We start from the raw sequence: 22,448 nt of genomic DNA, 5'->3' as shown, positions 1-22,448 counted from the left end.
GGAGCTAGAATGCTTGATTCAGCACCCTATAACCATAACGAACTAATCGTTGCCTTAGAACGAGATGTTGCCAGCGTGAGCGCTACGATTTTGAACTTGACCCCTGAAGAATGTTTCGCCCATGCGCCAGGGGTCTGGTCGGCAGCAGAAAATCTGTTGCATCTCCAGCAATTGAGCAGGGTTTTTATCCTTGCCTTATCGGTGCCACGTTGGAGCTTAACGATGCTATTTGGCAAACCCAAGCAGCAATCAAATGATTATGCGACGATTGCCACCAGCTATCAAGCGGCAATTGCTGGCGGCTTCGAGGCTCCGGCTTATTCTATTCCCGCCAAACTGCAAGGCCCATTCAATCAGCAACGCCAACAAGCTTTGGTAGCCCAATGGCAAAAACTCAATCAGCGCATGATCGAAAGCTTGTTTCATTGGGACGATGCGGCGCTCGATCAGTATCAACTGCCGCATCCAGCCTTGGGGAAATTGACTGTGCGCGAGCTGCTATTCTTCATGCATTGCCACACCCAGCAGCATCTTAACGATATTGCCAAATTGCGCCAAAGCCAGGCCAGCAGCCAGTTGGCAGCTCATTAGGTATGCAGGCACAGGCTTGTGACAATCATTGACATAGAACAAAAGTTCTACTATAATTTTCTTCAGTGGTAAACGAGCATCTACGTTTAGCCTGAGGAGGCATTATGGCGGTCACAAGTCGTAATTTGCGAACAAATCATCCGCGCCAATGGGCGGGGCGGCGACTTGTCCGAGTAACATCCCCCCAACAAGCGCTCCGTCGCGCCCAAGAGCAGCTTCAGCAGCCAAAAGCGACGCTGCCAGAAATTTGGTTCAATCGCTTCATGTGGGCAGGGTTCGTGGTCCTTTTAGCCCTACTTTTGGGCACGCTCAGCGGCATTTTTGGCGTTTGGTTCGACGATTTGCGCTATGGTCGGCCACGAGTTTCGCACTTAGCAGCAACGGTTGGGCATGAAGAAGCCCAAGGCTTGCCCAGCGAATTTATGGCCATCAATTTGAATCGGCGGGTGGTTGTGTTAGAATTCCCTGGAGGCGATGCAAGCAAAGCGCGCACGCTGATTGGCCCATATCTCTTTGGCGCAGGCGAAGATCTGACCCCCATTACGCTTTCGACCCACGATCTCAACAATGATGCCCGGCCAGAGCTATTGGTCAATATCAAAAACGAACAACTTATTTATATCAATCAAGCCGATGGCTTTCGGATGATCACTGCTGCTGAACAAGCACGTTTGTTAAACCAGCAACAATGAGTGGTCTCCGTGCCAGGAGAACCCATCCATGTTATATGGTTTTGATGATTTTTCTTCGCGACGACGCACCCTCTTTTTGATTGCGCTGGCGGCTGCCTTGGTTTGGATGATCGTGCAGTTTCGGGGGCGCAGCAATGCCTTTTATAGCTCGATGAGCGCCCCAGGCCAACCAGCCCAATCAGCCAGCGGCAATCTTTCTGGCTCGTTCGGGGCACTCGATGGCGATAGTATTATCGGCGTGCCAACAATCTCTGCTGCCAAAATCGATCAAGTGCTCGCTTCTTACGATTCTCCAGCAACCGGCAAGGGTCAAGTGATATATGATATGGGTATCAAATATGGCATCGACCCAGCCTACTGCTTAGCCTTCTTCATTCACGAATCGACCGCCGGAACCCGTGGGGTTGCCACCGTCACCATGTCGATTGGCAACATTCGCACAACGCCTGGCTACGAAGACTATCAAGGCTACCGCAAGTATCCAAGTTGGGAAGCAGGGATCGAAGATTGGTACAAACTGATTCGCAATTTATATATCGACGAATGGCAACTAACGACAATTCAAGCAATTATTCCAGTGTATGCGCCCCCAGTTGAAAACGACACCAATAACTATGTCGAAACGGTGCGCACATTGGTCAACTCATGGAGAGCAGCAGGTTCATGAATTGGTATGATTTGAGCGATAACAGTAGTAATTATAAACGTGGGGCCGTTGCGCTTGGCTTGATTGTGGTGCTCTTTTTGTTAGTCAATCGTCCTGCAACTCCCACAATTAGCGCTTGGCGTGGCGAAACAACCAACGTCGCTGGCTTGTCTGGCGCGGCGATTCAGGTTGGCCAAGGCGATACCTTAGTTGCCCCGCCCAATATCTCCAGCGATCAGCCATGGGGCAATCCGGTGGCTGGCAATCGGGTCGTGATGACTCAAGGCTACGGGGTTGGCTCGCACGCTCCTGCGGAAGTTTGGGGCGCAATCGATCTAGCGGTTGATGGCGATGGCGATGGTGCGGCTGATCCAGCTGGCTCAGTCGGCGCACCAGTTCGCGCCACCATGAGCGGCTATATCGATGTAACTGCCGATTCGTGGCCAGCAGGCAACCACGTTTGGGTCATTGGCAACGAATACAAAACTGGCTATGCCCACCTTGCTGAGTTCAAGGTCAAGGATGGCGATTATGTCGAACGCGGCACAATCATCGGCACCATTGGCTCAACGGGATCATCGAGCGGCCCACACCTTGATTATCAAATTTGGCATAATGGGGTAAACCAAAATCCCCTCAATTTCCACCCATTGCCCTAAGCAGTTTAGTGCTAAAATAGGCTAACGAAAAGCATGAATTGTCGCTGATAATTCATGCTTTTCTGTATTCAACAGTCTACTCTAGCGCAATGAGGCCCTATGGCTCTAGCATCGCCTGCACCACAGCATTCGTTAGTCGAGCGGATTCGAATTTTAATCATTTCGCAAGCGATCATGATTAGCTTGATTGGCATTGCTGCTTGGTTTTTAGTCGAAATTCCGCAGGAACGGGCTTCAGTCTTTTTGGGCTTGAGCTTAGTCGCAAGTATTACCGCCGCCTTATATTTTCTGCGCAAATCACGCTATATTAGCCAACTAGTGGTGCTCAATTTTCTGCTCATGGTTGGGGTGATTGTGTTGACTGATGCGCGAGGTGCTGAATTATCAGGCCTGACGTGGACGCTCTATCTAATTTGGCCAACCTTGACTATGCTGGTTCTGCGCGACTTAAAAGCGGTGATGATTGTCAGTGTGGTAACGCTGACAGCAATGATTACGTTTCCACTGCTTGAAATCTATGGCGTGATTGCGATTCCGCTGATTTTGCCTCAAGCAACCTTGTTGCTCAAACTCATTATCTTAGTGGTCGTGTTTTTGATTCTGACCTCGATGATGGTTGTAATTGGCCTGGCTGACCAGCGTAGCCAAAAAATGCTGGCCGAACACACTGCCTTGATTACCAACCAACAAGGAGAATTAGCCCAAGCCAACCAATCGTTACAAGCTGGTAATAGCCAACTCCAAGCGCTGGCCCAACGCCAAGAAAACTTGCTCAATCAAATTCAGCTGCTCGAAGCACCAATTATTCGCCTGAGCCATAACGCGATTTTGCTGCCAATTACGGGCATGCTCGATCAACAACGAATTAGCCATATTCACGATGCGGTGTTGCAACAGATTTATCAATTGCGCGCACAACACTTAATTCTCGATATGACTGGGGCTTTATTGCCTGATGCCAGCGTTTTGCCTGCCTTTGGCGATTTGTTGGCGGCAATTAAACTCTTGGGCTGCGATGTGCGGGTTACAGGTATGACCAGCGAAATTGTGCAGCAATTGGTCTTTACCGACATCGATTTGGGCATTTTTGGCAAAACTGGCCAGCTAGAGCAATTGATTCAAGAGGTTTTAGCGCCAACATCAAAACGGAAATAGTTCTTCAACTGAGATTAATTGCAACGAGCCAGTTGGACATTGGCTCAAACAGGCCCGATCATCATAGCCAGCGCACAAATCGCATTTGCTGGCGACGGTTTTTGGTTGGCGCGGCACCGATTGCTTTTGCATGCGCTGCCAGAGCTGCCATAACGGGCCATGCTGGTTTTGCAAGTAGATCGTCTGCGATTCGACAGCATCGTAGGGACAGGCCTCAACACAGTCATTGCAGCCAGTACAGGCATCGGTAATCCGCAGCGCGCCATTATCATCCCACTGAATCGCATTTTCGGGGCAGGCCTCAACACACTCTGCACCAACGCGACATTGACGACAACTCTGGGTAATATCCCATTCTTCCAGTTTGGCAGCATTCAGATGCATGCGGGTTTGGCCGAAGCGCTCGGCACAAGCCTGCTCGCAAATGCGACAATCGGGCGGGCATTGGGCTGGCTGACGCACCAAGACATGCGAGCCACGAAACATACCATAGCGCACCGCAACCTTGATCAAATGTTGGCGGGTTTGGTCGCCGCGCACCCGCTCTGAGTGGTGCATGCGCTCGTCGATAACGCGGCGCACTGCCTCCTCCAGCGACGGATGTTGGGCTACTTGCTCGGCAAAAACAGCGCCAGGCAGTTGTAAGCAGCGGGTTGGAGTTAAACAGCGTAAGGTTGCATTATGTGGCGTTGCCGAGAGCAGCGCCATCTCGCCAAAAAAATCGCCATCGCTGAGCGTTGCCACGATCATGCCATTCTGCTCAACCGCAATTTGGCCTTGTTCGATCAAATAGAGCGCTTTACCAGCCGAGCCTTGCTCGAAAATAACCGTGTTGCGGCCAAACTCTTGGCGCGTGAGTTGGGCCGCCAATAAAATACGTTCCTCAACGCTGACATGGCTGAATAACGGCACTCTACTGAGCGCACTAATCGCGCGGCGCTGCATATAGCTAGCTTCGATCAAGCGCATGAAGACTGGCAAATGTTGCTTTTTTTCGTGTAAGCGCTCAATTGACCATTGCAAAGCGAAAATTTGGCTTTGGGCTTGAACCGCATACAGCAGCGAGTGCGAGCTAAAAAAGATGCTATTGCCAAAAAAATCGCCTTCGGCCAACTTGCCAATTGAAATTGGCTCGCCATCGCGATCAAGAATCACCGTATCGGCCAAGCCACTCAAAATCACATAGCATTGGCTGCTGCGTAAACGGGCAATCGGAATTGTGTCGCCTGCAGCAAAGGCCCGAAAAATCCCAATTCGCGCCAAAATGGTGGCTTCGTTGATGGGTAATTCGGTCAAATTGGGCAGGCTACGCAAGGCATCAATTTGGAGATTGAGTGCAAGAGGAGCCATAGTCGTAGCCTCGATTATTGGGTTTGTTGGTAGTGATAGGGCAAACTGCGCCGCATATGTTCATCGGCCATTTGCCATGAGTGATTGGCGTTTGGCACAACACCGCTGAGCCGATTGTGGGCCCCAACTTCGCGCAACAGCTCGTCGAGCCGCGCACCACGGTAATAATTAACATTCGGCTCTGCTGATTCAGGCCCATATTCAATGAGCCACTGCAATTTTGAAGCCTGCGCGCCATCAATTCGCAGCAAGGTTAATGGATTATGTTGCGCTGCAAAGGTGTGATCGCGAGGCACACCAAAGTTGGCATCGAATAAACTGCGCTCGAAAACACTATCGCGGGCAGCGATAATTTCTGCATTCTCAGGGTCATCCCAAAAGAACAGACCATCATACGCCCCGACCGAAGCCCACTCGTTGGGGTGGCGCAAGGCTTGGTTGACGCTGATAAAGCCGCCCAACGAAAAGCCATCGAGCGAACGATGAGCGCCGCCAAACAGCACCGGATAATGGGTTTCAACGTAGGGAATCAAATCGCGATAAATAAAATCTTCAAAACGCCCACTGCCAAGCGTTGGGTCAGCGGCGAGTTCTGGAGCATGGAGATTAATGCCCAAGCTATGCACCGCATCGTTGGCGTTGGTCATGCCTGGAAAAACCAAAACCATCGGGCCAATCCGATTTTGACAACGCAATTCCTCATAAACATCAAGCACATTGCGATTACCGCCACGTGTGCCATCCTCGTTTTTGTTAATCCATTCGCGTTCGTGGCCACGAAAGAGATACAAGCTAGGAACCCGTAAGTTTTCATCGCTGCGCGCTTCAAGCGGCACATAAATATAAAACGTGCGTGTAATACCCAAGGCGTTGCTGAACAAATCGACTCGTTCAACCCGCTCATCGTAGATTTTGGCAGGGTCGCGTTGGCGATCGGCCCACGCGGCAACCGAGCCTTTGACCTGCGCACCACTGGCAGCAATGCCCCGTCGATTGGGAATTTCGCTGCCATCAAGCGCTTTCTCGACGTTCTGCCATGAGCCACGAGTTAATTTAAACTCAAGCTGCAAGCCATGGGTAAACGGCCAAGCACCATAGGCAATATCGGCGCTGCGCGAAAGCACATAAGTCGGATCATTAGGCCGCCACTGATTAAACGAACCAGTCAGATATAACTGATCGCCTGGGGCGGTATCGGCAGGGATTTTAAACTCAAAATTGACCAACGGTGTGGCTTCTGGCAGCGTTGGCTGGGGAATGGAGCGCTGGCGCCCAACCATAAAGCCCAAGCCAAACGCCAAACCCAACCCAACCACAAACAACATTAACGTCAACCACATACTGCGTGCTCGCTTCAACGCTGAACAAGATCGTGATAGGCACCACGATAATAGAGCAACGGCGAACCATCGCGCAGGGTCACATGCTCAATTTGGCCAATAAAAATGGTATGATCGCCGCCCTCAACTGCCTGATACAGTTTGCATTCGAGGTTAGCTAATGCTCCATCGAGCAACGGTGCAATGCCATGGCCTGCCCCAGCGACAATCTCCGACCAATCGTGTTTCTGTGGGCCAGCAAAGTGGCGCGACAAGGCTTCTTGATCGCTGCTCAAAATATTAATCGCAAATGCCTGGGCCTGAACCAACAAATCGCGCATCGGCGAACGATTATCAATTGAAATAAGTGCCAAGGCTGGATCTAACGATAGCGAAGCAAATGCGCTAACCGTCAAACCATAGGGCTTGCCATCGACCAGCGTTGTAATCACGGTCACGCCACTGGCAAAACGACTCATCGCTTGCCGAAACAAAGCAGGATCAAGCGTCATCGAGCTATTCCTCTTACACAATGCTGCGGGTATTGTAACGAGGTTCAAAGGGCAATGCAAGGTTGGGGATCGGACGTTGGGGTTCGGGGATCGGTTTTAGCCCGAAGAAGTGATCCACGAAGGCCACGAAGAATACGAAGGATTGAAACCGCGAAGAACACGAAGCAATCTTTTTCGCCACAAATTGCCCGAATTGCCCGAAGCATTATTTTTAGCCACAGATTGCACAGATTTTTTGATTATCTTCCCATAGCCCTGGATTCTCTGCGCCGCTGCGTTAAATATTTGAGCCACGAAGGATTGCAACCGCGCAGAACGCGAAGAACACGAAGCAATCTTTTTAGCCACGAATTGTCCGAATTGCCCGAAGCATTATTTTTAGCCACAGACTGCCCAGATTTTTTGATTATCTTCCCATAGCCTACAGCCTACAGACTAATCGCTGATCCCCGATCCCTATGCTCTATGCTCTATGTTCTATGTTCTATGTTCTATGCTCTTTGCCTGCTATTTGCCCCGTGCTAGGCCTCTATGCTATTATCGCTGCTAGAATTGCAGCTTTATGTGCTCCAACAGCGTTGCGGGATTTGGCTCCCGATGGCTGCCTGGTGCTCCCCTTGCTGAGTTAGGAGTCTAAAACTTCATGTTGACGATTGATGAAATGTTATCGCGTGGCGTTAGCGAAGTGATTGTTGAGGCCAACGTTCGGCGCAAATTGAATAAAGGCAAGCAGCTGCGGCTCAAATTGGGCATCGATCCCACTCGCAGCGATATTCATATTGGCCATGCAGTGGCCTTGCGCAAAATGCGCCAATTTCAAGAGCTTGGCCATACCGTGGTGTTGATTGTTGGCGACTGGACGGCCCAAATTGGCGACCCAACAGGCCGCGACGAAAGCCGCCCACGTTTGACCGTCGCAGAAACCCGCAGCAACGCCGAATATTACATGGATCAAGTGTTTAAAGTGATTGATCCAGCCAAAACCGAGGTGCGCTGGCAAAGCGAATGGTTTGGCCAATTCGACCTTGAAAAAGCTTTTGGCTTAATTGGGCGTTTTACGGTTAACCAAATGCTGGCCCACGAAACCTTTCGCAAGCGCTATGAAGCTGGCCAACAACTAACCGTGCTTGAGTTGATGTACCCAATGTTGCAAGCCTACGATTCAATTGCGATCAAGCCTGATATTGAATTTGGCGGGACTGACCAAAAATTCAACATTTTGGCAGGGCGACAATTGATGGAACAAATGGGCATGGAACCGCAAGATGTGATTCTCGTACCCTTGATCATCGGTACTGATGGCCGCAAAATGAGCAAAAGCTTCAACAACTCGGTTGATATTTTGATGTCGCCCAAGGATAAATATGGCAAAATCATGTCGATGGGCGACGATGTTTTGCCAGTCTATTACGAAGTCTGGAGCGATACGCCAATTGCTGAGGTTAAGGCGATGGCTGAAGCAATCAAAGCTGGCAGCGTCAATCCCCGCGACCTCAAAATGCAACTGGCCCGCGATATTATTCGCCAGCTCGATGGCGAAGCCGCCGCCGCCGAAGCTGAAGCAGAATTTGTGCGCGTGTTTCAGCAACGCGATTTGCCCAGCGACATGCCTGAAGTTCAGCTTGCAGAAGCTACCAACATTATCGATTTGTTGGTCGCAACTAAACTTGCAGCCAGCAAAGGCGAGGCTCGCCGCCTCATCGATGGTGGTGGCGTGCGCTTAGCAGGCGAGAAAATCAGCGGCTACGATAGCCTCGTTCAACCAGTTGGCGAACAGATTTTACAAGTTGGGCGGCGCAAATTTGTGAAATTGCTCAGCAATTAGCGCTAGATGCGAGGGTGCTGTGGCGGGTTTTGGCTCGTCACAGCAAAAGGCTTATGGATCAACCATTTCCGTTGGCGACCGCTTGTTTTAAATGTTGGCGCAGAGTTCAAGAACGTAATTGCATTGTGCATGGCTATGGCGATGCCAAGGCCAAAGTGATGTTTGTAGGCGAGGTTCCCGAAAGTTTGGGAGCCAACCAAACTGGCGTGCCATGGACGCGCACCGTGGCGGGCCAGCGTTTGCAAGTGCTGTTACGCGCCTTGCGGCTGCGCACGGCCTCAGACCCAGAGCACGAAGAACCACGCTTAGTTGGAGCCTATTTGACCTATATGGTGCGCTGTAGCACCCACGCCGATAGCCCGCCAACCATGATCGAAACCTCGAATTGCGTTGCCTATCTTTGGCGCGAAATCGTGCTGGTCAATCCACGGATTATCGTGACCGTTGGCGAAGCCCCAACCAGACTGATGTGCGCCAAATTGTTTGGCCATGTGCCAGGCAATGTTGAATCGATGCATGCTCAGCCATTGCCCGTCGATCAACGAATTCTGCTGCCAATGATCGATCTGGAAACGATTAGCAAAGAAGAAGCCCACGTTTTTGCTCGCGTTTTGTCAGCCCTGTTGGAAGAGTAGCAAACTGGGTTATACTCTCTCCAGAGAATTTCAGAATCGCGAAATTTCTCCCTTTTCACTAAACTTGCTAGGTTTTGGCCTAGCCTTAAAGCGAGCAAAAGGTATGTTACGGTTTATTCTCAAACCTGATCGTGATAAATCAATTCGCCAACGCCACCCATGGGTTTTTAGCGGGGCAGTTGCCCGCCGCTCTGGGCCGGTGCATCCTGGCGAAACCGTCGATATTGTTAGCTCCGAGGGTGTGTGGCTGGCGCGGGGTACTGCCAGCACTCACTCGCAAATGATTGCCCGTTTGTGGACGTGGCAACGTGACGAGGAGCTTGACCCCAGTTTTATTCGCCAACGGATCGAGCGCGCGATCAAAGGCCGCGAACAGTTGCACAACGATCCCCAAACCAACGCCTATCGGGTGATTTTTAGCGAGAGCGATGGCTTGCCTGGCTTAATCGTTGATCGCTTTGCAGATTGGCTGGTTGTGCAATTGCTCACTCAAGGCGCGGTTGCCCATACTGCCACAATCGTTGAAGCTTTGGCCGAATTAATGCCCGTGCGCGGCATTTACGAACGCTCCGACGTTGAAATTCGGGCGCGCGAAGGCTTGGGCGAGGCCGAAGGCTTGCTGTGGGGCGAAGCACCACCTGATCAATTGACGATTCGCGAAAATGGCTACGAATTTGTGCTCGATTTGGCTGGCGGCCAAAAAACTGGCTGGTACGTTGATCAACGGGTCAATCGCATGCGGGTTGCTCAATATGCCAAAGATGCTGATGTACTGGGGGTTTTCTCGTACACTGGCGGTTTTGAGGTGCTGGCAGCAGGGGCAGGCGCGACGTCAATCACGGCGGTTGATAGCTCGGCGGCAGCCTTGCGTGGCTTACACACCAACTTAGCCCAAAATGGCTTGCACACGCCAGTTAATGCAGTCGAAGGCGATGCCTTTAAGATTTTGCGCCAACTGCGGGAAGAAGGCAAGCAATACGATCTGATTGTGCTTGATCCACCAAAGTTTGCCCACTCGCAAAGCCAAATCGATCGCGCGACGCGTGGCTACAAAGATATTAATATGCAAGCCTTTCACCTATTGCGGCCAGGTGGCGTGTTGGCAACCTTCTCATGTTCGGGGCTGATTAGCGCCGATCTCTTTCAAAAAGTCGTGTTTGGCGCAGCCTTGGATGCTGGCCGCGATGCCCAAATTATCGAAACCCTCACCCAAGGCGGTGATCACCCTGTCTTATTGACCTTCCCAGAAGCGGCCTATCTCAAGGGATTAATCTGCCGAGTCTGGTAGCCGTTGAGGATTTGCAATGGCGTATCGTTTGCTCAATGAAGGCTCGATCACAACGCCTGCTGGCTTTCGGGTAACAGGCATTCACTGCGGCCTGAAAACGACCAGCCGTGATCGTGACCTTGGGTTGTTAATTAGCAAAACTGGTTGTACAGCAACTGGCCATTTTGGCGCAACCAGCGGCATCACTGGCGCTTGGACGACCGCCAACTTGCGGCGTAACGCCGAGGATGTGCGGGCAGTGCTGCTTTTGACTGGCGTTGATGGCGGGCGCGGAGCCAGTGCCGTCCACAATTGTCACGAGTTGGCAAACTTGCTGGCCGAAGAAGCATGGATCAAACCGGAGCAAGTGGTGTTGTTGGCAGCTGGCGCTGCTGGCCAATTCGACATGGATTTGCTGCGGCGCGGAGTGCCACGCGGGCTTGATGAGCTTGATAGCAAGGGCGGGCGCCGCTTAGCGCTGGCCTTGGCCCAAGAGCCACATCCCACGGCCCAAGCAGCAGTCGAAGTCGAAGCGAGCGACGGCACGAGTGCAAATATTGGGGGCTTGGCAAGCAGTGGCGATGCACCACGCTGGCTGATCACAACCAATGCCAAGCTCTCAACCCGCTTGCTGAATCGGGCAATGCTTCAGCTGCTCGAAGACTACCCAGACCTCGATCAAGCTGCGGTGCTGATTTTGGCCAATCCTAGCGCCAGTTTAGCGCCAACCAGCAGCAACCAAGCAGCCTATGGCGAATGGTATGCTGGTTTAGCGGGATTAATTGCCCATTTGAGTGAACAAATTCGTTAGCGCAGTGGTTTCACAGCTATGACCATGGTACAATTAACGCCAAGGCCATAGCTGTGGCAGATGAGAGCGCTTATGCAACGATTACCTTTGTTTCCGTTAAACGTGGTGTTGTTTCCTGGGGCACAATTGCCGCTGCATATTTTCGAGCCGCGCTATCGCACCATGATTAGCCGTTGCCTTGAGGAAAGCAAACCCTTTGGGGTGGTGCTGATTCGCGAAGGGGTTGAGGTTGGTGGCTCGTCAGTGCCGCATATCATTGGCACAACTGCCGAAATTCAAAGCGCCTATCGCTTGGCCGATGGCCGCATATACATCGTCACCGAAGGCCGCCAACGCTTCCGCATCAACTACCCACTCAGCGTTGACCCGTATATGGTTGCCATGGTCACGATGCTTGATGATGAGGTCAACGAGCGCCATCAAGCAGCAGCATTAACCGAACTATATTCGCAATACCATCGCACCGTTGCTGCAGCGACTGGCATGCGCTCAACAACGATTGATTTGCCCAGCGATCCGGTTGCATTAAGTTATATGCTGGCCGATTCGATGCAAATGAGCTTGCCAATTAAACAACATTGGCTCGAATCAGAGCTTGATCAACGAATTGATGAGCTGATCGAAGCGCTCCAATTTGAGCTAGAACTCTTGCCCACCATTCCGCCCGACCAGTTGGATCGTGAACCACCTTTTGAAAACACTTCGTGGAATTAAGTGCCACGCAACGCTTATGTTAATTGCTAGTGTTCGCCTTGAACTCTTCATCCCCGCCGTGCATTCGCTCAAAGAAAAACGCAGTGTGCTTAAATCGGTCATTACGCGCTTGCGCAACGAATTCAATGCTTCAGTCGCCGAAGTCGATGAGCACGATCGTTGGCAACGCGGCGTGATTGGCGTTGCTTGTATTGGCAGCGAAACCCGCTATCTCGAAGGCCAAATCGATGCAATTATTCGTTGGATTGAGAATAATCGGCCTGATGTGAGTATTGTGGATATTGAGCGCGAGTTGTTGTAGCTCTTGGATCGATTTTTCAATATTAATTTTCCCGCCTTGAGGTGGGAGATGCAGGGTTTTTAGCTCTTTCGAGAGTAGGTTGTTAACAGCATATTGATCACCACCCTTCCGTCCCGCCTCAAGGCGGGAGACGCAGGGGGCTTTAATCCCCCTGCACCCCCTCATATTTGGTTTTGGGATTGCTGTTATGTTTCTTTATGCCTGACCTTAGCAACCAAGCACAATTGTTGGCTCACCGCCATAGGAAACTACTTACAAGCCCAAGAACAATTCATGAAAACGGGCATCGCCAGTTAATTCGGGATGAAAGGCGGTGGCCAAGAGTTTGGCTTGGCGCGCCGCCACAATTCGGCCATCCTCTAGGCTGGCAAGGGTTTCGACCTCAGCGCCAACATTATCGATCTGCGGAGCGCGGATAAACACCGCGTGAAACGGTTCTGCGCCGAGAGCTGGCACGTTCAAGTTGGTTTCAAAACTATCAACTTGGCGACCAAAGGCATTGCGCCGCGCAGTAATATCCATCAAGCCAAGCGCTGGCTGGCCTTCAGCCCGACCTTCGGCAATTTCCTTGGCTAGCAAAATCATGCCAGCGCAGGTGCCCCAAATTGGCATGCCTTCGGCTGCTCGTTGCTGAATTGGCTCTAGCAAATCGAAGCGCACCAGCAATTTACCAATCGCTGTGCTCTCGCCACCAGGAATAATCAAGCGCTCGACTTGGGCTAATTGTTCGGGCAAACGCACTTGCATCGTTTCAACGCCCAAGCCTTGCAAGATCTGCTCATGCTCAATAAACGCGCCTTGCAGCGCCAAAACTCCAATCTTCATCGCTGTATTCCTTTTTGAATATAAAAAAACAGAAGGCAATCGGCGTGCATGAATGCTGCTTTGCCTTTTGCCTTCTGCCTTTTGATTTTATGTAATTACCAACCGCGTTGGGCCAGCAACTCGTTCGCAGGAATCGTATCGATATTGATCCCGACCATGGCTTCGCCCAAGTTGCGGCTAATTTCAGCCAACAGCTTTGCATCGCGGAAGTGGGTGGTGGCCTCAACGATTGCTTTGGCACGTTTGGCTGGGTTGCCCGATTTGAAAATACCTGAGCCAACGAACACGCCATCAACGCCCAACTGCATCATCAAAGCTGCATCGGCTGGAGTGGCGATGCCACCAGCAGCAAAATTGACGACTGGCAAGCGGCCTAATTCGGCAATTTGCTTAACCAATTCGTAGGGAGCTTGCAAGTTTTTGGCGGCTACAAACAACTCATCAGGATTGAGGGTTTGCAAGCGGCGAATTTCGGCAAACATCGTGCGAGCGTGACGCACAGCTTCAACGACGTTGCCAGTACCAGCTTCGCCTTTGGTGCGAATCATGGCCGCGCCTTCGGTGATGCGGCGTAGCGCTTCGCCCAAATTGCGGGCGCCACAGACAAATGGCACTTTAAAATTATGTTTGTTGGTATGATTTTCTTCATCAGCAGGCGTGAGCACTTCGCTCTCGTCAATGTAATCAACCCCAATGGCTTCGAGGATTTGCGCTTCAACAAAGTGACCAATCCGCGATTTTGCCATCACCGGAATGGTTACTGCTTCAATAATCCCTTGAATCATTTCGGGATCGCTCATGCGTGCAACGCCGCCATCTTTACGAATATCGGCAGGAACCCGTTCGAGCGCCATGACGGCAACTGCGCCAGCTTCTTCAGCAATTTTGGCTTGGTCAGGCGTAACCACATCCATAATCACGCCGCCCTTGAGCATTTGGGCCAAGCCGACTTTGGTAGTAAAGGTTGAAGTTTCCATTGCAATTCCTCTGGTGGATTGATAATTTTAGCTGTCATGTGATTAGACAGCCGCTATTGTACCATGCATACTCATGACAATCGATCAACATTACGGGGGGACAAAGGTGGACAATTGCCCATAAGCGCCAATTTTGACGGCACAAGGTAGCCTATGGTACGATCAGCGCAATCAATCATAAATTGCTATTCAAATGTTGTGCAAACAGTTGGGGGAAATCCGGTGCAAATCCGGTGCAGTCCACGCTACGGTAAGCCTTTGGCTAAGCCCGAATACCCATTGAATAGTTGATTTTCTAGGTTGGCTTGCGTTGGCACAAGCACAACCAACGCGTTGTTATCTGTTCCTTAGCCAACTTGGCTAAGGTTTTTTTGATTAAGGAGATCGCTATGCTCCGACGAGCAGCTATCCATCGCTGGTTATTGGTATTAATGGCAGTGTTTGTGGCGCTTCCGGCAACAGCTCAAGCACCAACCGAAGGTGCAAAAGCAGCAGCATGGATCGTCAGCCAAGCGCAGGCCGATGGTAGCTTCCCTGGCTTTGGCTTGGGCGAAACCGCCGATGCAGTCTATGCCTTGAAGGCCAGCGGCTTGAAAGTTGACACCAATGTTCAAAGCTTCGTCGAAAAGAACGCCAGCGCTATCGCCGCCAAACCTGGAGTTGCAGCCAAGTTTGTGTTGGCCGAATTGTTGCTGGGCTCCAACCCCCGCTCAGTTGGCGGAGTCGATTTGGTAGCCGCCGTCACTGGCAGCTACAAAGCAGATAGTGGCATGTATGGTGGCGATGTAACCACCCACGCCTTGGCTTTGTTGGCCTTGAACGCAGCTGGTGCGCCAGTTGAAACCAAAGCGATCAACACCTTGAATTCGGTGCAAATCGCCGACGGCTCATGGTCGTTCAGCGGCGATATCAGTGCTGATGCAGGCGATACCAACACTACGGCCTTGGTCATCCAAGCCTTGGTTGCAGTTGGTCAAGGTAAGAGCGAAAGCGTCAGCAAAGCTGTGGCCTACTTGCAAACCCAGCAAAATAACGATGGCGGCTTTCCCTACGCCAAAAATTCGAGCTATGGCAGCGCCACCGATGCCAACTCAACCGCCTTGGTCATTCAAGCGATTGTGGCAACTGGCGGCAACCCAACCATTGCGCCTTGGGCCAACGCAAATGGCAATCCATTGAGCGCCTTGTTGAGCTTACAAAATGCCAGTGGCGCGTTCCGCTACGATGCAGCAACCCCAGACGACAATGCCTTTGCAACCTACCAAGCTACGCCAGCCTTGTTCTTTGTCACCTATCCACTGAGCGTTTTGGCAACTGCACCGCAACCAACCGCCGTGCCAAGCACCCCAATGCCAAACACGCCAGTTGTAACCGCTACACCAAAGCCAAATACCCCAATTACCTTGCCTGACACTGGCGCACCTTCGTTGCCATTGTGGTCAGTTGTAGTTGGCTTTGGGTTGGTCTGTATTGTGGCTGGGTTGGGCTTGCGCCGCGTCGCTTAAGTATGTTGCTTGGCTAAGGGTGGTTTTTCATTCATAGATTTGTTTTCCACCCTTCCGTCCCGCCAGCGGGAAACGCAGGGGGCTTTAATCCCCCTGCACCCCCTCAAGGGCAATTTTTGACTCGCAGCTGTAGGTGAATGAACTTAGATCTTAAAGTTCGGCCAGCGAATGTAAGCACGAAAAGGGTACTCCCCACGCCACAGGTGAGGGGTTCTCAAACAGTTATTGATCAAAATAGGAAGCAAATCTCATGCGTCGTTTGTTGGTAGTAATAGTTGCCCTCGCCATGCTGTTGCTTGGCAATTTAGCTCAATCGATTGCCGCCCAAGGTGATGGGCATCAATATCACGCTGCGGTGGTGGTGCAATATGCCTCTGGCGCGGTCGATGCGCGCTGCGTTGGCTTTGATCAAGAATCGATCAGCGGCTACGATGCCTTGCTGGCAGCAGGTTTTAATGTGGTGGCCGAAGGCTCCTCAATGGGCGCGATGGTTTGCTCAATCGATAGCGTGGGCTGCGATTACCCCAATGAATCGTGTGCCTGCAAATGCCAAGGCGGCGATTGCACCTACTGGGCCTATAGCCATTTGATCGACGGCGTGTGGCAATATTCGAAGCTCGGTGCTGGCTCGTCCAAAGTGCGCGATGGCGCAGTCGAAGGCTGGGCATGGGGTGGCGGCAGCGTCGAACGTGGCTCTACGCCACCAGTGATTAGTTGGGGCGAGGTTTGTGCCGCCCAAGCAGCACCAGTCGCAACCACCGAACCGCCAACCGCCATTCCAGCAACCGAAATTCCAGCCACAGCTACCAACGAGCCAACAGCGATTCCAGCTACTAATACAGTCGCTCCAACGCTGGTTGCGGACAGTCCAACGATTACACTCAGCCCAACTAGCGCCGCAACTACGCCGCTAGCAACCCAAACAGAGCCAAGCGCAACCAATGTTGCTAGCCCAACAGTTGCGCCAACTGAGCAAGCAACCGCAACTAGTGCGCCAACAGCTACCAACAGCGTGGTTAGCACGCCCAGCCCTGAGCCAAGCAGCGGCGGCTCAAACATCGTCAATTATCTTATGTTTGGGCTGATTGTGCTGGCCTTAGCTGGCGCTGGCATCTGGAAGCGCCAAAGCAAACGATGAGCAGCGACGTTTATCAACCAGCAGCTGGTCGTGCTCGTGAGGCATTAACCCAAAAAACAGCGCCAGCAGCAACCAACAGCGAATGGTCGAGCCAAGCCAGCCAACGCCAACGCCGCATCGCCCGCCCATGGGAAGGCGGCCATAGCTTGGCATGGGTCGCTTGGCTAATTGCAGCATTAGCCTGCATCAGCCAAACCGATCAGCCATTGTATTTGGGCTTAATTGGCGCAGTAAGCTTATTAATTTGGCAAAGCTGTGCCTTGGATAGTCCGTTTCAAGCGGTTGTGCGGGTGATGCTGCAACTTGGGGGCGTGCTGTTTGGCTTTAATCTATTGTTTAGTGTGATTACCGCGAGCATGCTGCGCGGCCAAACTGTGTTGTTTGAATTGCCAAGTTGGCGCTTGCCGCAATTGCTTGGGGGCATTCAACTAGGCGGATTGATTACTGCTGAGCAATTGGTCAGCGGAGCAGTGCGCGGGCTGCGTTTATGGACATTGTTGCTCGTTGTTGGCACCTTCAACGCCTGTGTCAATCATTATCGGCTGTTGCGCCGCACGCCCCAAGGCTTTTTTCAACTGGGCTTGGTCTTGACAATTGGCTTGGCCTTTATTCCCCAAACCTTGCTACGGCTACGAGCAATTCGCGATGCCCAGCGTTTGCGTGGTCATCGCTTTCGTTCGTGGCGCGATGCCTTGCCCTTATTCGTGCCCTTACTCAGCGGCGGTTTGGAGCAATCGCTGACTTTAGCCGAGGCCATGGAAGCCCGTGGTTTTGGCCGCACCCAACGCGGCAAAATCGCTTCTGGCTGGACATGGCTGGGCTTAGCTGGTGTGCTCTTGGTCTGCGCTGGAGTTTGGGCTTTATTCTTCTATCGCACTGGCAGTGCGGCAGCATTGCTTGGTTGGCTTGGTTTGGCGCTCGGTTTGCTTGCCATGCTGAGTTATTGGTGGCAAGCTAATCGGCTGATTGTACGTAGCAGTTATCGCCGTGAGCGCTGGAACCGCCAAGCGACGCTGATCACGCTTCTGGCGGCTGTTGCGCCACTTGGCTTTTGGCTCGCACGCCGTTCAGGCATCGCCATGCTGTATAAAATTTACCCCAAAGTGACGTGGCCACCCTTCGAGCCAATCGTGGCAATTGCAATTTTGGCTTTGTTAGCGCCACTCCTGTTTAAACCTAGCGCTCGCTAAACGAAACAATCGCTTGCAAAATAGCCGGATCATTGGGAATCGTGTATTTGGTCCAATCTTCTTCGATCACAATGTTTGGCTGCACGCCGCTGGTTTCAAAATTGCGTCCATCGGGCAATTTGAAGCCCTCTTGCGCTACCCACAAGCGCGAGCCATCATCAAAATTATATTGAAAAATTGTTTCAGTGTTGCCTTGGCTGGCTTGACCAAGCACCAAGGCACCATTAAATTGCAGCGTTCCCGCCAGTACTTCAGCATACGAAGCGCTATCTTTATCGATCAATACGGCTAGCGGCACGTCGCGCAACAGCCCATACAACGCGCCAGGCTTAATCGTTAATGGATACAAATTATCTTGACTATAGAAATTGCCAACCTCGCCGCTAACAAATTGGCCCAAAATGCCTTCCAGCACGCTGCGCCAGCCACCACCATTGGATCGGAGATCCAAAATCAGGCCTTCGAGGGGCTGATCCGCCGCCAGCAATTCGTTTAATTCGCTGACCACTTGGGTATGCATATCGTCGGCCCACAAGCTTGGAATCAGCAAATAGCCGACGGTTGGGGCGTTGGGCAAACGGCGGCCTGCTGGCGTAATTTTGCCAATCACAGGCTTGCGCGTAACCACCAACTCACGCGGGTCAGATTGCGGCGTTTGCACTGTCAAGCGCACTTGGCTGCCATCGGGGCCGCGAATTTGGTCGGAACTGGTAAAGGGTTGGCCTTCGACAGCGGTAATCCGATCGCCGCGCATCAAGCCAGCTGCTTGGGCTGGGCTGTCGGGAAAAACCAAAGTGATAAAGGCCGCGCTTTCTTCGTGAATGGTCAGCACGCCAATCCCAACATAGCTATCGGTGCCACTGGCGACTGCATCTTCCTGCACCGCCTCAACTGGGCGGGCAAAGCGCGAATGTTGATCGTTGAGCTTGCCAACCATGCCTTCGAGAATCGTATACAGCGTTTCATCATCGGGCGCTGCTTGCACTTGCGGCTCAATTTCGCTGCGCACTGCGGCCCAATCCACGCCATTAAAATCAGGATACAGATAATGCTCGTTGACAGTTTGCCAAACATCGTTGAACAAGGTCAAGCGTTGATCGGCAGTCATCGTTGGGGCGGGAGTTGGGGTTATTGGCGTAACTTCAGGTGTTGAGCTTGGCTCAACTGCTGGCATTGCAGTTGGGCTTGGCGCAAGGGTTGCGGTTGCCACGGCCACAGGAGCCGGAGTAGCGGTTAATGTTGGTGGCGCAGTCGGGGTGGCCGCCCAAGGCAATTGGGGCGTACAACCAGCGAGCAAGACAAGGAGCAAAAGCAACCAACGATAACGCATAACCACCCCTAAATGAAAGCCGCCGTAACCTGCCCGCAAGCAGCACAGCGGCTTCCTGAAAAACGATCGATTTAGATCATCAAGAGCATTTGTTCGACGATTTGAGCTGCCCGTTGCAATTGCACAACCGGAATAAACTCATCGACTGAGTGAATATTTTCGTAGCCAATCGCCAAATTGGCAGTTTCGATGCCATTGTTGCTGATAATGCTAACATCGCTGCCACCACCAGTTACCACCAACGAAGGCTCAAGCCCAATCGCCCGAATTGCTTGATTGAGCAATTGGACAATTTCAGCATCGGGGGCTAGCACGCTTGGGCCATAATGTTGTTTATGTTCAATTTCAACCGTTGCGCCAAATTTGGCTGCTGCTTGCTCCAAGGCATTGCGCATGGTTTGCCATTGAGCATCGAGCTTTGCTTGGTTGCGCGAACGAGCCTCGCCTTTGACTATCACCAAATCAGGCACGATATTGTTGGCCTTGCCGCCCTGAATCGAGCCAATATTGGCGGTTGTTTCATCGTCGAGTCGGCCTAAAGGCATGGCGGCAATCGCATGCGCCGCAACTTCAATTGCGCTAATGCCTTTTTCGGGAGCAACACCAGCGTGGGCCGAAACCCCAGTGATCGTGGCGGTAAACGAATCGTGGGCTGGCGAACCAACACAGATCGCGCCAACATCGCCATTTAAATCAAAGGCCAAGCCTTGTTTCGCTTGTAGCTGGCTATAATCGAGCGCACGCGCCCCATACAAACCAGTTTCTTCTTGTACCGTAAAAACTAATTCGATGGCGCGATGCTGCTTGCCCGATTCAATCACAGCTTGCACACCTTCCAAAAAGGCGCTCACACCAGCCAAATCATCGGCTCCAAGCACTGTATCGCCAGCGCTATAGATATTGCCATCGCGCAAAACTGGCTCTTTGCCATGACAGGGCGCAACGCTATCCATGTGGGCATTCAGCAATAACGGAGCGCCAGCCCCGGCCAAACGGGCAATCACATTGCCAATTGCATCTTGCTCGCAACTTAAGCCCAATGCTTGGCAGCGCTCGATCAAATGCGCGGCCATGGCGGCTTCGCCACCAGATGGATTATCGATTCGAACCAAAGTAAAAAACGTATCGAGCAGCCGCTCTTGATTGATAGCCATGAAAAATCCTTCAAAAAACGCTTATGGATTGATTTCCAGCGCTGCGGTCATGACAATGCCTGCCAACGAGCCGCCAACACTGGTGCCTTCGCCACCATTCTCAACCATCACCGCCACCGCATATTTGGGATCGTCGAGCGGAGCCAACGAAATAAACCAAGCGTGCGGTGCGCCAAGCGGATTTTCGGCAGTGCCCGATTTGCCGCCAACGCTATAGCCTGGTACGCCTGCCACTGTTGCACCCGACCAGCCTTGTTCAATCACAGCTTTCATCGAAACCCGAATCCGCTGCGAAACTTCGACGCTCATTGGATCGCCGATTTTGCGCGGGCGGGCTTGATACAATTCGCTGCCTTGGGGCGTAGTCACCCGTTCGACCAAATAGGGCTTCATCATATCGCCGTTATTGCCAATGGCTTGCGTGATCATCGCCATTTCGAGCGGCGTAACCAACAAGCGGCCTTGGCCATAAGCGGTATCAGCAATTGCCACTGGCTGGCTCCACCAATCATCGCCATCTTCGCCGCCATAGAGTTGGCTTGGCGCTGATGGCAAGTCGGTCAGATCGCCAGTGTCAGGCAATTCATCGGCGGGGTAAATATGGAAGCGCCGCGCTTGATCTTCAAGCAAATTGCGGCCCTCGCTTTGCAAGCGAATGCCATATTGAGCAAAGGCGGTGTTGCACGAGAAGGCATACACGCCATCAAGCCCAAACTTTTGGCCATATTTCTGGGCAATATAGCCAGCCTCGTCGTCAACAGCATTGACCACTGGCACGCTGACGCCCTCTTGCGGGAACAATTCGTTCGGGCAGGTAATTTCCTCAGGCTTGCCAACATCGGGATTATTCAAAACCCCAATCGCTGTGACCGTTTTGAAGGTCGAGCCTGGTGGATATTGGCCTTGAGTTGAGCGAAACACCAAGGGCCGTGATTCATCGCTAATCAACGAGTTCCAATAATTAACCACCCGATCGCTTTCGGCAGCATAATCTTCTGCATCAAGCCGTAAGGTCAATTGCGATGGATCAAAGCTAGGCGTGCTAACCATGGCCCGAATTGCGCCGGTTTTTACGTCGATCACCACGACCGAGCCAACCCGCCCATCGAGCGCCTTGAAGGCGCGATCTTGCAGTTGGGCGTTGATGGTGAGCTGCACGTTATTGCCTTCGCGGGGACGGCTAAACAGCTGATTTTGCAAATTTTGCCAGCTATTGCCCTTGCCACCAGCCAAATATTCGTTATAGCTACTTTCCAAGCCATACAAGCCATAGATGCTGCTGACGTAGCCCAAAGTATGGCCAAACGCCCGCATATCGTACTGATTGGCAATTGGATAGGTACGATAGGAGCGATTATCCGAAACGATCACATTTTCGGCCAAGGTCACGCCTTGCGAATCGAAAATCGCCCCGCGCTTAATTCGGTTGGTGCTACGCACAAGCCGAATATTGCTGGTAACATTGCCATCGTCCTCAGCCACGACCCGATTATAAATTTCATCGGCACGAATAACTTGCGTCCGCAGCAATTGCAGCGTCAACATCGTAAAGCCAATGATCATAAACAAGGCTAAGTTTTGGGTTGCAGTATAAATTCCGGTGGCACGTTGGGTGCGAATCGGCCAAATTGCAAAACCACCAAGCAACGTGGCAGCCCACAAACATGGCAGCCAATGCTCTTCTTTTGACCACGGCACCATGCCATAGATGATCAAGCCAACCGCGATTAACCCAGCTACTGATTTCAAGAAACGCTGCATGCGACCGCTCTCCTGTAACCAAAACGTAGTTCCATTATAAAGCTAAATGGATCAGCCGCAATGAAAGCAGGATGAAAAGGCAGTAGCAAAG

The 22,448-nt window shown here is 52.0% G+C and carries 22 protein-coding genes and 1 riboswitch; of the genes, 14 read left to right on the top strand and 8 right to left on the bottom strand.

Annotated features, from left to right (window positions below; genetic code table 11):
- Window positions 1-9: 9 nt before the first annotated feature.
- The 5 genes from SE18_RS18550 (at window position 10) to SE18_RS18530 (ending at window position 3,743) form a co-directional block, all read left to right on the top strand.
- A complete protein-coding gene (locus tag SE18_RS18550) occupies window positions 10-591 on the top strand; it encodes a DinB family protein (protein WP_054535937.1) in 582 nt (193 codons plus the stop codon).
- A 104-nt stretch (window positions 592-695) separates the two neighbouring features.
- On the top strand, window positions 696-1,283 hold the full coding sequence (locus SE18_RS18545) for a hypothetical protein (RefSeq protein WP_054535936.1): 588 nt from the start codon (window positions 696-698) through the stop codon (window positions 1,281-1,283).
- Window positions 1,284-1,311: 28 nt separating this feature from the next.
- Window positions 1,312-1,950, top strand: coding sequence for a glucosaminidase domain-containing protein (locus SE18_RS18540; RefSeq protein WP_054535935.1), 639 nt, complete (start codon window positions 1,312-1,314; stop codon window positions 1,948-1,950).
- A complete protein-coding gene (locus SE18_RS18535) occupies window positions 1,947-2,588 on the top strand; it encodes a M23 family metallopeptidase (RefSeq protein ID WP_054535934.1) in 642 nt (213 codons plus the stop codon). The genes SE18_RS18540 and SE18_RS18535 overlap by 4 nt, the downstream gene beginning before the upstream one ends.
- Before the next feature lie 99 nt (window positions 2,589-2,687).
- Complete coding sequence (locus SE18_RS18530; protein ID WP_054535933.1) at window positions 2,688-3,743, top strand: STAS domain-containing protein; 1,056 nt, start codon at window positions 2,688-2,690, stop codon at window positions 3,741-3,743.
- Here SE18_RS18530 and SE18_RS18525 read toward each other — a convergent pair.
- The 3 genes from SE18_RS18525 to SE18_RS18515 are packed head-to-tail and all read right to left on the bottom strand — an operon-like array spanning window position 3,729 to window position 6,924.
- The gene (locus SE18_RS18525) at window positions 3,729-5,093 is read right to left on the bottom strand and encodes a cyclic nucleotide-binding domain-containing protein (protein WP_054535932.1); all 1,365 of its coding nucleotides are present in this window, start codon (window positions 5,091-5,093) and stop codon (window positions 3,729-3,731) included. The genes SE18_RS18530 and SE18_RS18525 overlap by 15 nt on opposite strands.
- Before the next feature lie 14 nt (window positions 5,094-5,107).
- Window positions 5,108-6,433 carry an alpha/beta hydrolase gene (locus SE18_RS18520; RefSeq protein WP_054535931.1) on the bottom strand — a complete coding sequence of 442 codons (1,326 nt, stop codon included), beginning with the start codon at window positions 6,431-6,433 and terminating at the stop codon, window positions 5,108-5,110.
- 14 nt (window positions 6,434-6,447) lie between these two features.
- Entirely contained in the window at window positions 6,448-6,924 is a 477-nt protein-coding gene (locus SE18_RS18515; RefSeq protein WP_054535930.1) for a flavin reductase family protein, read from the bottom strand.
- Window positions 6,925-7,567: 643 nt separating this feature from the next.
- Here SE18_RS18515 and tyrS point away from each other — a divergent pair.
- The 6 genes from tyrS to SE18_RS18485 all read left to right on the top strand — a co-directional run bounded on the left by tyrS (window position 7,568) and on the right by SE18_RS18485 (window position 12,477).
- Window positions 7,568-8,749: a tyrosine--tRNA ligase gene (gene tyrS, locus SE18_RS18510; RefSeq protein WP_152976685.1), complete on the top strand. Its 1,182-nt coding sequence runs from the start codon at window positions 7,568-7,570 to the stop codon at window positions 8,747-8,749.
- Window positions 8,750-8,802: 53 nt separating this feature from the next.
- The gene (locus SE18_RS18505) at window positions 8,803-9,384 is read left to right on the top strand and encodes a uracil-DNA glycosylase family protein (protein ID WP_054535929.1); all 582 of its coding nucleotides are present in this window, start codon (window positions 8,803-8,805) and stop codon (window positions 9,382-9,384) included.
- A gap of 103 nt (window positions 9,385-9,487) precedes the next feature.
- A complete protein-coding gene (locus SE18_RS18500) occupies window positions 9,488-10,672 on the top strand; it encodes a class I SAM-dependent rRNA methyltransferase (RefSeq protein ID WP_054535928.1) in 1,185 nt (394 codons plus the stop codon).
- 16 nt (window positions 10,673-10,688) lie between these two features.
- Entirely contained in the window at window positions 10,689-11,462 is a 774-nt protein-coding gene (locus tag SE18_RS18495; RefSeq protein WP_054535927.1) for a bifunctional ornithine acetyltransferase/N-acetylglutamate synthase, read from the top strand.
- Window positions 11,463-11,534: 72 nt separating this feature from the next.
- On the top strand, window positions 11,535-12,176 hold the full coding sequence (locus SE18_RS18490; RefSeq protein WP_054535926.1) for an LON peptidase substrate-binding domain-containing protein: 642 nt from the start codon (window positions 11,535-11,537) through the stop codon (window positions 12,174-12,176).
- Window positions 12,177-12,192: 16 nt separating this feature from the next.
- On the top strand, window positions 12,193-12,477 hold the full coding sequence (locus SE18_RS18485; RefSeq protein ID WP_054535925.1) for a DUF503 domain-containing protein: 285 nt from the start codon (window positions 12,193-12,195) through the stop codon (window positions 12,475-12,477).
- A 252-nt stretch (window positions 12,478-12,729) separates the two neighbouring features.
- Here the strand turns inward: SE18_RS18485 and pdxT are convergent, their stop codons facing one another.
- Both pdxT and pdxS read right to left on the bottom strand, forming a co-directional pair.
- Window positions 12,730-13,302, bottom strand: coding sequence for a pyridoxal 5'-phosphate synthase glutaminase subunit PdxT (gene pdxT / locus SE18_RS18480; RefSeq protein ID WP_054535924.1), 573 nt, complete (start codon window positions 13,300-13,302; stop codon window positions 12,730-12,732).
- A gap of 95 nt (window positions 13,303-13,397) precedes the next feature.
- Window positions 13,398-14,279: a pyridoxal 5'-phosphate synthase lyase subunit PdxS gene (gene pdxS, locus SE18_RS18475; protein WP_054535923.1), complete on the bottom strand. Its 882-nt coding sequence runs from the start codon at window positions 14,277-14,279 to the stop codon at window positions 13,398-13,400.
- A gap of 173 nt (window positions 14,280-14,452) precedes the next feature.
- Window positions 14,453-14,577: riboswitch (cobalamin riboswitch) on the top strand.
- A 91-nt stretch (window positions 14,578-14,668) separates the two neighbouring features.
- Between pdxS and SE18_RS18470 the strand changes: the two genes are divergently transcribed.
- The 3 genes from SE18_RS18470 (at window position 14,669) to SE18_RS18460 (ending at window position 18,112) form a co-directional block, all read left to right on the top strand.
- Entirely contained in the window at window positions 14,669-15,784 is a 1,116-nt protein-coding gene (locus SE18_RS18470; protein WP_054535922.1) for a prenyltransferase/squalene oxidase repeat-containing protein, read from the top strand.
- A gap of 250 nt (window positions 15,785-16,034) precedes the next feature.
- Window positions 16,035-16,922, top strand: coding sequence for a hypothetical protein (locus SE18_RS18465; RefSeq protein ID WP_054535921.1), 888 nt, complete (start codon window positions 16,035-16,037; stop codon window positions 16,920-16,922).
- Window positions 16,919-18,112: an energy-coupling factor transporter transmembrane component T gene (locus SE18_RS18460; protein ID WP_054535920.1), complete on the top strand. Its 1,194-nt coding sequence runs from the start codon at window positions 16,919-16,921 to the stop codon at window positions 18,110-18,112. Before SE18_RS18465 ends, SE18_RS18460 begins: the two co-directional genes overlap by 4 nt.
- Here SE18_RS18460 and SE18_RS18455 read toward each other — a convergent pair.
- The 3 genes from SE18_RS18455 to SE18_RS18445 all read right to left on the bottom strand — a co-directional run bounded on the left by SE18_RS18455 (window position 18,099) and on the right by SE18_RS18445 (window position 22,357).
- A complete protein-coding gene (locus tag SE18_RS18455; protein WP_054535919.1) occupies window positions 18,099-19,442 on the bottom strand; it encodes a S41 family peptidase in 1,344 nt (447 codons plus the stop codon). The genes SE18_RS18460 and SE18_RS18455 overlap by 14 nt on opposite strands.
- A 71-nt stretch (window positions 19,443-19,513) precedes the next feature.
- A complete protein-coding gene (locus SE18_RS18450; protein WP_054535918.1) occupies window positions 19,514-20,596 on the bottom strand; it encodes a M20/M25/M40 family metallo-hydrolase in 1,083 nt (360 codons plus the stop codon).
- A gap of 21 nt (window positions 20,597-20,617) precedes the next feature.
- Window positions 20,618-22,357 carry a peptidoglycan D,D-transpeptidase FtsI family protein gene (locus SE18_RS18445; protein ID WP_054535917.1) on the bottom strand — a complete coding sequence of 580 codons (1,740 nt, stop codon included), beginning with the start codon at window positions 22,355-22,357 and terminating at the stop codon, window positions 20,618-20,620.
- Between the last annotated feature and the right edge of the window lie 91 nt (window positions 22,358-22,448).

It is taken from the genome of Herpetosiphon geysericola, assembly GCF_001306135.1.
In the GTDB taxonomy this organism is placed as follows: Bacteria; Chloroflexota; Chloroflexia; order Chloroflexales; family Herpetosiphonaceae; genus Herpetosiphon; species Herpetosiphon geysericola.
Note: the sequence above shows the minus strand (reverse complement) of the source record. Positions and strands in the feature narration are given on the sequence as shown.